The organism is Lederbergia wuyishanensis, assembly GCF_022900255.1.
Taxonomy (GTDB): Bacteria; Bacillota; Bacilli; order Bacillales; family Bacillaceae_C; genus Lederbergia; species Lederbergia wuyishanensis.
On the sequence record NZ_JALIRM010000009.1, the window covers coordinates 176958 to 191440 of the forward strand.

Genomic DNA, 14483 nt, shown 5'->3' on the forward strand with positions numbered 1-14483 from the left:
GTATGGAAATGGATCATTTATTATCGACATCCTCTGAAACCATCGATCATATTCAAACAAAAGCAAAAGGACCAGAAGGTAAGCTTCCATTAACGGATGCAATGTTGCGTAACTCCCCTAGTGGCGACTTATTTGGATTGTCTCAAAATGTTGGTATGGGCTGGTCACCGAATAATTTACGAGGAAAAGAAATATTACTCCTCAGTACACAAGGCGGCATGAAAGATAGTAACGGATTTCCCATTGCGTTGGGTTACCATACCGGCCATTGGGAAGTCGATCAATTGATGAAGGAAGCGGCGATAGAAATCAATCGTGCTGGAGGGATTCCTTTTGCGGCATACGTTAGCGATCCATGTGATGGAAGGTCCCAAGGAACGAGAGGGATGTTTGATTCTTTTCCATACAGAAACGATGCTGCGATTGTATACCGCAGGTTGATTCGTTCACTCCCGACGCGGAAGGCAGTTGTGGGAATCGCGACATGTGATAAAGGCTTGCCTGCCATGATGCTAGCCCTTGCTTCCATGCATGATCTACCGACTGTAATCATACCAGGAGGAGTCACGCTTCCACCTGAATATGGGGAAGATGCCGGGAAAATTCAAACAATCGGTGCACGTTATTCTGCTAACGAAATTACACTTGAAGAAGCGGCAGAACTTGGATGTAGAGCATGCGCAACTCCTGGTGGGGGATGTCAATTTTTAGGAACGGCCGCAACAGCCCAAGTAATAAGTGAAGCGCTTGGATTATCGTTACCGCATTCTGCATTAGCGCCCTCTGGACAAGATATTTGGAGGGAAATGGCCAGAAATTCAGCAAGAGCAGTTATTGAAATGGAAAAAATGCGAGTTACAACGAAGGATATTTTAACGGATGCCTCCATCCATAATGCAATGGTTGTCCATGCGGCGTTCGGAGGCTCGACCAATTTACTTTTACATATCCCAGCAATCGCTCATGCCGCAGGATGCACAATCCCAACTGTAGATGATTGGATAAAAGTAAACAGACAAACTCCAAGGCTAGTAAGTGTACTTCCAAATGGCCCAGAATACCATCCAACTATTCGTGCTTATTTAGCTGGTGGAGTTCCAGAAGTGATGCTTCATTTAAGAAACTTAGGATTATTAAACGAAGATGTTATGACCGTAACAGGAAAAACGCTTCGCGAGAATTTGGATTGGTGGGAGCAATCTGAACGTCGAAAACAGATGAAAAACCGCTTAAAAATGGCTGATGGTATTGATGCGTCTGAAGTAATTATGTCAAAGGAACAAGCAAAAAAGAAAGGGATGACATCAACTATCACATTCCCAACTGGAAACATTGCTCCCGAAGGCTCAGTTATCAAATCAACTTCCATCGACAAAGAAAAAATTGATGAGAACGGAATATTTTATCATAAAGCTGAAGTAAAAGTATTTACGAGTGAAAGGGATGGAATACGAGCCATTAGACAGGGGAGAATTGCAGCGGGTGATATCATGATTGTCTCCGGTTGCGGTCCACTTGGAACGGGCATGGAAGAAACCTATCAATTAACATCTGCGTTAAAGCATCTTTCGTTCGGAAAACATGTGACATTGATTACTGATGCTAGGTTCTCTGGAGTTTCAACAGGTGCGTGCATTGGGCATGTGGGCCCAGAAGGATTGGCAGATGGTCCGATTGGAAAACTACGAGATGGAGATGTAGTTGAAGTAAAGATTGATACGGTGAATTTGGAGGGACGAGTAAACTTTTTAGGTACAAAAGATACACCGGTTTCTCCAGAGGAAGGAACTCAAATTTTACGCCAACGACAACAAAATAATATTAAGCCTGCAGATGGTTTGCCAGATGATACGAGGTTATGGGCAGCATTGCAAAAGGTGAGTGGCGGTACTTGGCGTGGAAGTGTGTATGATGTAGATCGAATCATAGAAGTGCTTGAAGCTGGTGAAAAGGCTTTGGGGAAGAGTGAGAACGAGGTAGAAGTTCTATAGTCAAACGACGTTTATTTAATAAATAGTTTACAATTCATATTAAACCCCGTTCCTCTATGGACGGGGTTAAAATAATTGCGTTTAATTTTAAGAATTTGTGATAAAGCGGTTTTATCTTTAGATTCTATGCTTAATCCCTTTCTCTTGCTCTCTGTGTATCTCTAATATTTTTCTGGACGGTTATTGCCGCAAATAAACTAAGAACAAAGGACATTGCATAAAATCCCTTTTCGCTTAAAACGATACTTCCAGCATTGTATAAACCAATCGCCATTAATGAAACAGATACAATAAGTGCTACCCAACTAATTCCATAGTAAATACTTGTAACTGGTATTCCCTCATCTTTATCCCTTACTGCTTTTTGTAAAGATACTGCTGAATAAAGTCCAAAAATTAAAACGGCAAAGTAATATCCTTTTTCGTTCAGTTGCATTGAGGCATTAAACAACCCAATGAGGTAAGCGGTAACACCTGCCATCAACGCCGCCCAGGAAGCCCCTTTGAATGCTGAAGTTGGTTCTCCCTCTTTTCGTTCTATTTTTATTTTTGGAACCTCTTCTTTTTCCTTATTTACTAAAACCTCAGGATCATTAGACATTAATTGCTTCTCCTCCATCTTTTTTACTTATAAACATAGGGCACCCAAGTCCGCTGTAGTACCCGTATATAAATTCATTATATAGAAATTTCTTACAAATAGTAGATAATTTTAACGATAATCAAGTGTATTATAGAATAGCTGTTTTTTTTATGTTCTTTCAAACAAAATTGATTAATTTTATAATAAAGGCTGTACCGCCTTTCCATCCGATGCCCTGAAAAATAGTGACTTTTCCCAAGATAATCCTCAATGTCATAATTGTGAAAAGTGATGCATCAGATGTTCTATCTCTTTCTAGAAATTTTGAAACCATTATCTATGGCTTCAAAGCCGATTCTAGGATAGTAATCCATTGCAGTAGGTGAGGCTAAAAGTAACAATGATACTTCTTCACCTATATGTTCTTGCAGTAATCTTACAAGTTCACTCCCTATCCCGCTTTTTTGATATTCAAGACTTACAGCTAAATCCGACAGGTAACAACAATAGCTAAAATCGGTAATTGCTCTAGCAATGCCTACTAGTTTTTCTTGATACCAAGCGGTAAAAATAATATCCGAGTTTTCTATCATTCGCTGTAGCCGATTTAAATCATTAGATGGTCTTTTAATACCTGAAGATATAAATAATTGGGAGAGTTCCTCCGCATTAATATTTGTGCCTTCTTTATAAATAATATTCACCATACTTTTCCTCCTTAAATAATATTAATTTATCATAATGACACTTCCGAGAAAAATACCTTGTAAGAAAAGAGGAGAAGAGCATTATATGAAGAAATCCTATATGAATAAAGTAATAGAAATTCGAGTTGATTAATCTTTTAGGAGGAACCAAAAGTTGATCTATTCTTTCAAGCAAAACGAAATTGAAAAAATCATTAAACATTTTGGAAAAGATTTTTATGAAAAAGTTTTGAGAGACATTACAGTGTATCCCGAACAGTGGTCGTTAACTTCTCTACAATTTATACCTTCCTATTCTGCGAATATTGTTTTTACATGTATTTCTGAGAAATTTGGTAATGCTGTATTGAAAATTGGAAAATCAAATTCGAGAGAAATTTCTACTGAATTTAATACTTTAAACGAATATAAAGGAAGAAGATTTTGTAGAGTTTTTAATGCTGAAATTGAAAACGGCGTAATATTAGAGGAATGGATAAAGCCGGGAAATCCATTAAGGGATGAGGATTCTCTTGATAAAAGATTATCCGTTTTTTCATCTCTTTTTAAAGACCTACATAAAACGCCTGGGAATACAGAAATATATCCGACTTATATTGAGTGGGTAGATAAGATAGCAGAGTACATGAGCAAGCGTCAAGATTGTAAGGAATTATATTTGTATATGAAAAAAGCACAAGATATATGCCATTCGTTATCTAGTATTCACTCGCAAAAGATGCTACTTCACGGGGATTTTCATCATGATAATATATTGCTAAATACAGATGGGGAATATAAAATCATCGATCCAAAGGGCGTGGTGGGCGATCCTATCTTTGATGTGCCGCGTTTTATATTAAATGAATTTGGAGATGAAATAACTCCTGAGTTATACGAGAAAATAAACTATATTATCAATGTCCTAGAAAAAAGCTTGGATATTCCAAATGAGGTTATAAAAAAATGCTTATTTGTGGAGACAGCAATGGGGATATGTTGGTGCGTAGAAGATGGCGCAGTTCCTGAGGAATATTCGGAACTAGTTAAAACTGTTGCTTTTGCGGAAGACATTCTGAATAATTAAGTGGAAAAATACCGCTTTAGTGTAAAAGCGGTATTTTTCGATTAAATTATTTCGTTATAGTAATCAATCAAACCCGGCAGCCAATCTTTCAAGTTGCTGAATTCGTAACCTAGATTCTTTGCTTTTGAGTTATCCATTGTCCAAGTTTCTTTTATTCCATAAGGCGAGCGGTTTTCATCTGTTATATCTGTGGTCAATATTGCACTTTTTTCAAGTTTCGATTCAATTAAATTTATTAGCTCCGATAATTGAATGTCACCATTTGCACATGCATTAACTGGTCCTGTGAAATCTTGTGTCCCAATCCATGCAAGAAATTCTCCAGCTTCACTGGCCGAAATAAAATTAAGTCGTGCTTCTGGATTTGGCATTCCGATATCTTCACCGTTCTTTATTTTCTTCACATGGAAGAGCAGTCGCTCGGTATAATCTTCTTCTCCTAAAACAATTGGAATACGGACTGATACTGCGGGTAATCCTGTTTTAGAGAATAATGCAGTTTCAGCAAGCTTTTTCCCTTCCCCATATGATACTTCTTGGCTTTTCACAATTTGTAGAGGATATGTAAATGGATTAAATTCCTCTTCATTAAGGAGATTCCCATATTCATAAACAGACATTGTAGAAGTGAAAACATATTTACCTACTTGATCTTTCAAAGCTTCATAAGCAATATTAATATCTTCCGAAGAGTATCCAATTTGATCATAAACGACATCGAAGTGGAATCCGCCACAAGCTGTTTTCAATGAGTCAATGTCATACCTGTCAGCAATAAGCTGCTTAACTTCCTCACCAAATGGATTACCACTTTTCCCTCGAGTAGCGACTGTCACATCTACTCCTCTTGATAGCAAGCTGCGGACGAGCTCCTTTCCGAAAAATCGTGTCCCTCCAAGTACTAATGCTGTTTTCATTGTTTTTCCTCCCTTTCTGTATATTGCTCATGGATATTTTTTAACCAAATACCCATCTGTAATGCAAAAGCATCCTTAAAGTTTTGTGGATCATAGCCACTTTCCTCTTTTATTTTATTTAATCTATAGATTAATGTATTACGGTGAATAAATAGCTTTTCGGCAGTTTCTTTTATATTAAAATTGCAATCGAAAAAAGCTTGTAATGTTTCTTGATGAGTTTCAATACTTCCTAGTATGATTCTATTGTAAAAAGCTCCTGCAATCTTTCGATCAATTTGATGAATTAGTGCTTTGGGTTCAATATCTGTATAAGAAATGATATTGGTTTCAGCATCACTTATGGCAAGAGCAATTTCACATTCACGATAGGCATTTCTTATACAATTCCAATCTGGAATTATTGAACTGTATCCTAATTTTATATTTGTATTTATACTGTTTAAATGTTGATAAAGCTTACTAAATTTTTTTTTAGCTTGGGAAAGAGTATCCTCTTTTAAAATCAGCATCATCTTATTTACGTGTATTAGACCAGCGATTCCATTTCCTTTTCCGATGAAATTTTCTGTACTTGTTATTAATGATTGTCTTGAAAAGGAATGATCCGAAATTATTATGAGTGCGATTACAAAAGGACCTTCCAATTGAATATTTAATAAACCGAGCCAACGTTTCACATTATTAAAATTAGGATAATCTTTTAAAAACTCTTCAATTGCCATTTCCTTCATTCTCTGTTTCCATTCTGCTTGAGTTGCTAAATAAGTTTGCTTAATCATTAATTCAGCCATCATTTTAACCAAGCCAGCACGGTTCCCTATTGATTTCGGGTTTCCTGTTATGCCAATGACACCCACGATTTGATTTTGAAGATTTATAGGTAAATTAATACCTGCCTTTGTTCCTCTTAATTTATTTTTGTTCTTTTCAGTAATTTCTACTATCTGTCCACTTCTGATGACCTCTAAGGCCCCTTCATGTATAGCGTATAATCGTGACGAATCCCCTGATGCAAGAATAATTCCTTTTTCGTTCATTACATTAATATTTAAATCTAGGACATTCGAAGTCTCTTTTACTAGCATTTCAGCAATCTCACGGGTAATCATTCTAGATTCTCCTTTTTGTGCAAAAATGACATTTTTCGACTTATCTTCCTGGATGAATGGGATTATTTTTGGTCACTAAGTACAAAATTTTGATAATTTAAGCTTGTTAAATTGTATTTTACTTATAAAGCATTTTTTTATCAATACGATTATAATGGAACGATATTACATAACAAAATAATGGATAAAATGCAAAATCACTTTTAATAAATAGGAGATGATCATCATAAAAATCGTCATAGCACCCGATTCATTTAAAGGAAGCGTATCTGCTATGGAAGCAGCTATAGCCATTGAAAAAGGGGTGAAAAATGCTTTTTCTAATGCCAAAACAGTGTTGCTTCCAGTAGCAGACGGTGGAGAAGGTACATTGGAAACTTTAGTGTCGGCTACTAACGGGGAGAAAGTTTACGAAAAAGTAAATGGTCCCCTTGGAAAAGAGGTTAATGCTCATTTCGGTGTACTTGGAGACCGTTCTACCTGTGTTATAGAAATGGCGGTTGCCTCTGGTCTGAATTTAATCGAGGAAGATGAAAGAAATCCAATGTTGACCACCACATATGGGACAGGGGAATTGATTAAAGAGGCACTGGATAAAGGATATCGCAATTTTGTTCTTGCGATTGGTGGGTCGGCAACGAATGATGGGGGCGCAGGCATGCTTCAAGCGCTTGGAATGCAGCTTATTGATAAAGAGGGAAAAGAAATTGGATATGGTGGTGGAGAGTTAGGAAAAATTCATTACATTTCCACAGAAAACTTCGATAAAAGAATAAAAGAAAGTACATTTTTAATCGCTTCAGATGTTGAAAATCCTTTTGTAGGAGAAAAAGGCGCATCTCATGTTTTTGGTCCTCAAAAAGGGGCAACGGACGAGATGGTAGAAATTTTAGATCAGAACCTTTTACACTTTGCAAATCATGTGGAAAAAAATACTGGAGTAAGGCTTCATGACATGCCAGGTGCAGGAGCAGCAGGAGGCATTGGCGGAGCTTTTTTAGCATTTTTTCCGTCCAACATGAAAAGAGGAATTGAAGTGGTCTTAGAGTATGCTAGTTTTGACGAAGCCCTTAATGGTGCTGATTTAGTCATTACGGGAGAAGGAAAAGTGGACTTTCAAACGGCATATGGAAAAACCCCAATGGGAGTAGCTCAGGCAGCCCAAAGGAAAGGGGTACCGACTATCATACTTGCTGGAGCAGTCGGGGAGAACATTCGGAACCTTTATAAAAATGGGGTCGTTGGCATTTTTAGTATTATTAATCAACCAATGTCTCTTGAAAATGCAATGAAAGAAGCGGAAAATTTACTAGAAAAATCAGTTGAACAAATATGCAGGACGTATTTTTGGAACGGATTCCAGTAAATACGTAGTAAAAAATGAGTGAGGAGGGACATTTATTGGAGTTTATAAGTGAGTCTACAGATTTAAATGATTATTTAAAAGAAACAGATGTTGTTAATTTTTCTCATCCATTTATTAAGGAAAAAGTTACTGAATTGTTTAACGAGAAACAGTCAGAAATTGAAAAAGCTAAGATTGCTTATACATTTGTAAGAGACCAAATAGCACATTCCTGGGATATTCAAAGTACAAGAATTACCTGTAAAGCCTCAGATGTACTTAAATACAAAGAAGGTATATGTTATGCAAAATCAATATTATTGGCTGCTTTACTAAGGTCTCAAGGGATTCCTACAGGTTTTTGTTATCAACGTCTAATGATATTCGATACACCAGATAAGGGATATTCGCTCCATGCTTTAAACGGAGTATTTCTTAGTTCATTAAACAGTTGGATTCGTTTAGATGCTCGTGGAAATAAGCCAGGAGTTCAAGCAGAATTTTCAATAGATGAAGAAACTTTAGCATTTTCAATCCAAGAATATTTTGACGAAAAAGATTATCCAATTATATATATTGAACCCAATGCAAATACGATTGCTGTTTTAGAAGAAAATATAAATGCTATAGAAATGTATAAGTATAGTCTTCCTGATGTTTTATAAATTGAACATGTTCCTAAGTAATCTAAAAAAAATAATGAAAAAGAGACTGCTAATTTTTTGTTTTATATAAGGGTCTCAAGAGTTGAGAGTACATATCCACAGAATGGTCGTGAGAATATGTTAAAGAAAGTGATATTTATAACTCTACTAATTATAGTAATTTTCACTTTAGCTGCTTGTAATACGGGCAAAGGTGAAATGAATAGTGCTGGTACAGCGAGTGGATTTAGAGATAGTACCAAGCTATCTGTCAAAGGAGTAAAGAATGTGGATGTCCTGAATAGCCACGGAAGCATTGAGGGATTGGAAAGAATGAAGATTTTTTATGATAATATGCAAAATGCTGTTCCATCTGATTTACGAATTGTTCACTACACAATCGAAGGAGACCCGATTGTTACAGATCTAACATATAACGGTGAATCGCTGGATGTGAAATATGATAGTACCCGAGATGCCTTTGGAAGCGGGGAAATAACAACCAATCGTTGTGGCAATATTGTTGAGGAAGTGAATCCAACCAATACCTCTTATATCGCGGTCGATTGTACAAATGGCCCCAATGGAATGGATGAGATCTTACAAATAAACTACAACATGAGTCAACAGGACCTATTTGAGTTCGAACTAAAGTACGGAACTAACAATGAGAACGAAATTAATACGAAAACAAACACGGTAACAAAGGAATCAAATAGTAATAAACTTGTCCTGCCAGCAAGTATAAAACAAGAAGTATACAAAAGATTAGTTTACGCGAATTACTTAGCTGAAAAAGACTTGGAAACAACTTGTAAGTCTAATGAATCGATAAATTATTTCTTAAAGGTTTTTATAAACGGAGGAGAGCGAGAATTATCATGGACGGCTTGTGATCAAAGTCCCGATGGTGAAAAATTCACTAAAATAGCAGATTATATAATTGAGCAATCTGAAAAGAAACATAGTGAAAATCCTCAAATTACAGTTCTAGGTTATGTGCTTCAAGTAAAGGACGATACATTGTTAATCGGTGAAGACTTAAATATGTTAGACTATGAATGGCTTAAAGATGAAATCAATCAGATTGACCTAGATGCATATATCTTTGACTTTACCATCCTAGAAGGTGTAAATACAGTGGATTTTCAAACAGGCGATAAAATTCAGGCAACTATAGAAGGCTCTAAACCAGGACGAGCTAAAGTGAAGGATATTAAGAAATTGGACTTTTCCACCAACTCAAACTAAGTAGGAAGAGTAATAAATACTAGGGGAAAAAGAGTAGACAAGTATATCCTATCCAATCAAAAAGAGCTTTTAAATTTCAATACTATTAATTATAAGGCTTTTTAAGTGATGCTTTACTTAAGGACATGTAGCTTTAAATACATTCAACGTTTCTCTAAAATGTAATATATTTACTTTTTTTATCATGGTTTCTTTTCAAACATTACTTTAAAATCAAATTGTCGAAGAAAGATATTCACCTTTATGCAAATGTGTTATCTTTAGGTTACGGAGAGGGAGGATGTTTGTGGATCTAATCTTAATAGAAAAAAAGCAAAATCTTATCAAGATTCTTCAAGATATTGATAATGTGTTAGTTGCTTTTTCAGGAGGAGTAGATAGCACTTTTCTTTTAGCAATTGCCAAAGAAGCCCTTGGGGATAAAGTGTTATCAATCACAGCTGCTTCAGAAACATTTCCAGATAGGGAGTTTCAATTGGCTAAAAGTCTAGCCGCAGAGCTTCAAGTTCAACATATTGAAACAAGAGTCAATGAACTGGCAGACGCTGAATTTGTTAAAAATGATTCAAATCGTTGCTTCCATTGTAAAAATGGATTATATAATCATCTTCTTGAATTAGTAACAGAATACGGAGATCGTTACACGATTGTCGACGGGTCAATCATGGACGATCTTGGCGAGCATAGGCCAGGCATGCAAGCAGCAAGAGCATTGGGTGTGCGCAGTCCACTTCAAGAAGCTAATTTTTATAAAGAAGAAATAAGAACGCTTTCAAAAGAAATGGGTTTAAGAACCTGGAATAAACCATCTTTTGCGTGTCTTTCCTCAAGAATTCCTTATGGGACGGAAATCACGAAAGAAAAAATCAATCAGTTGGATTTAGCGGAGGATTTCTTACTTGGCCTTGGATTATACCAAGTTCGTGTTCGCCATCACGATAAAATTGCTAGAATAGAAGTCGATCAAGAAGATATGAAAAAAGTGATTGATCAACATGAAAAAATTGTTCACGCATTAAAATCATTTGGTTTTTCATATGTAACCCTTGATTTACAAGGATACCGCTCGGGGAGTATGAATGAAGTATTGAAAGAGAAGGCATCAATATGAAGCATTCAATGGAACATATTTTAGAGTCGGTTCAAAAAGGGGAGCTTTCTGTAGAAGATGCTATGGAAAAATTAAAGCCTCAAGAAGAACTTGGCTATGCCACATTGGACTTACAAAGAGAGGTACGAACTGGGTTCCCAGAAGTAATATATGGCGAAGGCAAAACTAGTGAACAAATATTTGGGATTTTTATTAAGCTTATGGAACACCATGACAAAGTATTGGCAACAAGAGTAAGTATTGAAAAAGCTAAACATGTTTTGGAAAAATTGCGCGCGAATCACCCAACACAAACCTTTTATTATCACGAATCAGCCCGTACCCTCTATTGGATTAATTCCACATTTCAAGAAAAATGGAAAAAAGGTTATGTCGCTGTTGTGTGCGCAGGTACATCCGATCTTCCTGTTGCTGAGGAAGCAGCCATTACTGCTGAATTAATGGGAAATAAAGTAGAACGAATTTATGATATCGGAGTAGCAGGCATTCATCGCCTGTTAAATAAAGCTCGTTTAATTGAAGATGCAAACGTTGTTATTGTTGTAGCGGGAATGGAAGGAGCTTTAGCTAGTGTTGTTGGTGGGCTTGTTTCTAAACCTGTCATTGCAGTTCCAACAAGTGTTGGATACGGAGCTAGTATGAATGGGATCGCAGCACTTTTAGCTATGCTAAGCAGCTGTGCAAGTGGAGTGTCAGTAGTGAACATTGATAACGGTTTCGGCGCGGGCTACTTTGCCGCTACTTTGACGAATACGATAGATAAAGCCTTAGAAAAGGCATTAGCAGGAAAGGGAGAAAGTGAATGAAGGCTTTATATATTGATTGTTTTTCAGGAATTAGCGGCGATATGATGGTAGGTGCTTTAATCGATGCGGGGGCCTCACCTGAAAAAATTAAAAGTGAATTAAAGAAGATAAATGTAACTGGCTATGAAATTAAGTGTACAAGAGTCGTTAAAGAAGGAATTAGTTCGATAAAATTTGATGTAATCTTAGACGAAGAACATTCTCACGTGCACGACCATCATCACCATGGAACACATGGACATTCACATGGAGAACATGATCATACTCATGATGGGCACACGCATCATCACCACGATCATGACCATTCGAATCACGAGCATCACCATCAAGAGCACAATCATGATCAAAGTCACCATTACCATGAACATAATCCTACTCATCACGGAAGTAATCATCACCATGAGCATGATCATTCACACGATGGGCACCATCATCACCATCACAGCCGCTATGCAGATATTGTTAAGCTTATTGATGATTCGGAGCTTAGCTCAAAGGTGAAGGAACGGAGTAAGCAAATTTTTGCACCAATTGCGAAGTCAGAGTCGAAAATACATAATATGTCGATTGAAGATGTGCATTTTCATGAAGTTGGAGCTATCGATTCCATTGTCGATATTATTGCAACTGCCATTGCTTTGGAAGAACTTGAAATTGAAAAAATCATTACGTCACATGTTCCATTAGGTTCTGGTAAAATTCGTATTTCACATGGAATTTATCCTGTGCCAGCACCCGCAACACTGGATATGATGAAAAATGTCCCTATTGCTCCGAGTGATTTACCGTATGAATTGACAACGCCTACGGGAGCGGGGATTGTCGTTAGCCAATCCGATTCTTACGGAACGCTGCCAGCGATGAAAATATCTTCTATAGGTTACGGTGCGGGAACACGTAATATTCCAGGACGTCCGAATGTATTAAGAGTTATGGTCGGCGAACTATTAGAAGGAAATGAGCATATCGTTGGAAAGCAAGAAACCATCACTGTACTAGAATGCCATATGGATGATATGACGGGTGAAGCCTTCGGATATTTAATGGAAAAGTTACTGAATGAAGGGGCTCTTGATGTGTATTACACACCGATTTTTATGAAAAAAAATCGCCCGGGTACGTTAGTCACTGTCCTTGCTCCGGAACACCGTGAAGCGATATTAACTGATATATTATTTAAGGAAACGACCACGCTAGGTGTACGGAAAAATACATGGGCTCGTAGTATTTTAGATCGTCAAATGATTCATGTTGAAACTGCATTTGGACTAATAAAGATTAAACAAGCTATAAAAAATGGCCAAGTTATTAGAGCCGTTCCAGAATACGAAGATGTGAAAAAAGCAGCTTCAGAACATGCAGTATCGTTTCAGGAAGTGTACCATGCTGCACTAAAAAGTATCTAATGGTACTCCTATTACCGATTTTTTGAGGAATTCATTTAAACAAATATAGATAAAGGAATGGCTGAAGCTAAAGACACCTAACGTTTTTAGCTTCAGATACTGTATGTCGAAAAAGTCATAAATTTGAACAAGCTTTAAACCATCTCGTTGGCTTTTCCGACTACTCCCTTAGAAAAAGGTTATCCCTTTCCATTTGCTTAATAACCTTTTCTACTTCTAATACAGAATGACCAATGTTAAGCCCTATTACCTTAGAAGTCTTTTTTTCTAATGGAAAATAAGAAGCATCCAGTAGACTTAACGGGATAAATTGCTCTCGTAGCAGGTATTTTTCCATGATAGGAATTAGTCGTTCAAATTCTCCGTTCCATTCAAGATTGGTAAGACGTACTGTTTTCTTTCCGTACTTTTGATAGATATCCTTGCAGAGGAAGAGCCCGCATGTGGAAGCATTAAAGCGGATATTCAAATCGATGAAATAATAGTCTTCACCACATATTAGTACATCGAAACCCGCAACGCCAATGTAGCCTTTCTCTGCAACTTTTTCCATGATCTTATATCCCGTTTCGACGATAGGAGTCATATAGTCTTCCATCTCAATCGTAATCCAGCTTCCACGAAAGCATCCATTTTGATTTACGATTTGTTCTGACTTACCAAGGAAGCTGATTTTTCCATGCTTGTCCACGGAATAATGGACAGAAACGTTTTGATCATAAGGAATGAATTCTTCGACGATAAGGCTTGATAAATCTCCGAATTCATTCCCAAGCTCATGAAGCTGTTTCTCCTCTTTAACAAGCAAAACGCCGCATCCTCCTGATGTAGGACGTCCATCACCTGTTTTCAAGACGAAAGGTAGCTTAGGTTTGTTTTGTATAATTTCCTTGAGACTCATCATTTTTCTCTGCGGTACATGCTCTGCTGGAACTAATTTTGGTATGTTTCGTTTATCGGACAAAAATGCAAGAACCGCTTGATTAACCCAAAATAGATCTGGTGATACGATATGATTAGGATGAGGGTACTGGAAAATCAATGTGTGATTGTTTTTATGCAGATGAGAAAGTAATGCTAGGTATTCATTATCCGTTTGGTAGGTATAAAGTTTGTTGGGAATGTGAAGCCCAGCTTTTTTTAGGAGACCCAATGCTGGTTCTGTTGCTGCAGCTGCATGACAGATTACCGGAGTGTCTCCGACAACGGTCAATTCCCTTCCAGTCAACGCCTCTAGACTCAGTATATCTCCTGAAAAGTGCTGATAGTCTTCTGAATATATTTTAGAATTATAAATAAATCCGTTTCCGTAAATATTTTGCATGGAAATGGATGGACGGAGTGGTGACACTTGTTTTTTATTTCTTGATGTAATTGGAATTGCCATATCTGCCATAACTGCCCCTCCTTGATATGTGTAGAAAAACATTATTAGGAGGGCGTGACTAATACGCCCTCGTTAGAAAAATCTCACAAAAAGTGAGAGATTTTAGTGCAAGTACTATATCCTGTTTCTAAGGTTGTCAAACCATGGTAATGACAAT

Annotated in this window: 13 protein-coding genes; 8 read left to right on the forward strand and 5 right to left on the reverse strand. The window is 37.0% G+C overall.

Going from position 1 to position 14483, the window contains the following annotated elements:
- Positions 1 to 2: 2 nt before the first annotated feature.
- Entirely contained in the window at positions 3 to 1991 is a 1989-nt protein-coding gene (locus tag MT489_RS13250; RefSeq protein WP_244682041.1) for a YjhG/YagF family D-xylonate dehydratase, read from the forward strand.
- A gap of 130 nt (positions 1992 to 2121) precedes the next feature.
- Here the strand turns inward: MT489_RS13250 and yiaA are convergent, their stop codons facing one another.
- Positions 2122 to 2592 (reverse strand): inner membrane protein YiaA, encoded by a 471-nt coding sequence (gene yiaA, locus MT489_RS13255; RefSeq protein WP_244682042.1) that lies wholly within the window; start codon positions 2590 to 2592, stop codon positions 2122 to 2124.
- Between the two features lie 287 nt (positions 2593 to 2879).
- Positions 2880 to 3281: a GNAT family N-acetyltransferase gene (locus MT489_RS13260; RefSeq protein WP_244682043.1), complete on the reverse strand. Its 402-nt coding sequence runs from the start codon at positions 3279 to 3281 to the stop codon at positions 2880 to 2882.
- A gap of 154 nt (positions 3282 to 3435) precedes the next feature.
- Here MT489_RS13260 and MT489_RS13265 point away from each other — a divergent pair, with 154 nt between their 5' ends.
- Positions 3436 to 4347: an aminoglycoside phosphotransferase family protein gene (locus MT489_RS13265; protein WP_244682044.1), complete on the forward strand. Its 912-nt coding sequence runs from the start codon at positions 3436 to 3438 to the stop codon at positions 4345 to 4347.
- Between the two features lie 41 nt (positions 4348 to 4388).
- Here MT489_RS13265 and MT489_RS13270 read toward each other — a convergent pair whose 3' ends face one another.
- Both MT489_RS13270 and MT489_RS13275 read right to left on the reverse strand, forming a co-directional pair.
- Positions 4389 to 5264 carry an NAD-dependent epimerase/dehydratase family protein gene (locus tag MT489_RS13270; protein WP_244682045.1) on the reverse strand — a complete coding sequence of 292 codons (876 nt, stop codon included), beginning with the start codon at positions 5262 to 5264 and terminating at the stop codon, positions 4389 to 4391.
- Positions 5261 to 6376 (reverse strand): CdaR family transcriptional regulator, encoded by a 1116-nt coding sequence (locus MT489_RS13275; protein WP_244682046.1) that lies wholly within the window; start codon positions 6374 to 6376, stop codon positions 5261 to 5263. Before MT489_RS13275 ends, MT489_RS13270 begins: the two co-directional genes overlap by 4 nt.
- 226 nt (positions 6377 to 6602) lie before the next feature.
- Between MT489_RS13275 and MT489_RS13280 the strand changes: the two genes are divergently transcribed.
- The 6 genes from MT489_RS13280 to larC all read left to right on the forward strand — a co-directional run bounded on the left by MT489_RS13280 (position 6603) and on the right by larC (position 12939).
- Positions 6603 to 7742 carry a glycerate kinase family protein gene (locus MT489_RS13280; protein WP_244682118.1) on the forward strand — a complete coding sequence of 380 codons (1140 nt, stop codon included), beginning with the start codon at positions 6603 to 6605 and terminating at the stop codon, positions 7740 to 7742.
- Positions 7743 to 7777: 35 nt separating this feature from the next.
- On the forward strand, positions 7778 to 8386 hold the full coding sequence (locus MT489_RS13285) for a transglutaminase-like domain-containing protein (RefSeq protein ID WP_244682047.1): 609 nt from the start codon (positions 7778 to 7780) through the stop codon (positions 8384 to 8386).
- Positions 8387 to 8503: 117 nt separating this feature from the next.
- A complete protein-coding gene (locus MT489_RS13290; RefSeq protein ID WP_244682048.1) occupies positions 8504 to 9616 on the forward strand; it encodes a DUF4362 domain-containing protein in 1113 nt (370 codons plus the stop codon).
- 286 nt (positions 9617 to 9902) lie between these two features.
- Positions 9903 to 10727, forward strand: a complete 825-nt coding sequence (gene larE, locus MT489_RS13295; protein ID WP_244682049.1) for an ATP-dependent sacrificial sulfur transferase LarE — start codon at positions 9903 to 9905, stop codon at positions 10725 to 10727.
- On the forward strand, positions 10724 to 11533 hold the full coding sequence (gene larB / locus MT489_RS13300; RefSeq protein ID WP_244682050.1) for a nickel pincer cofactor biosynthesis protein LarB: 810 nt from the start codon (positions 10724 to 10726) through the stop codon (positions 11531 to 11533). Before larE ends, larB begins: the two co-directional genes overlap by 4 nt.
- Complete coding sequence (gene larC / locus MT489_RS13305; RefSeq protein WP_244682051.1) at positions 11530 to 12939, forward strand: nickel pincer cofactor biosynthesis protein LarC; 1410 nt, start codon at positions 11530 to 11532, stop codon at positions 12937 to 12939. The genes larB and larC overlap by 4 nt, the downstream gene beginning before the upstream one ends.
- A 160-nt stretch (positions 12940 to 13099) precedes the next feature.
- Here larC and MT489_RS13310 read toward each other — a convergent pair whose 3' ends face one another.
- Entirely contained in the window at positions 13100 to 14335 is a 1236-nt protein-coding gene (locus MT489_RS13310) for an ATP-grasp domain-containing protein (protein WP_244682052.1), read from the reverse strand.
- Positions 14336 to 14483 lie beyond the last annotated feature (148 nt).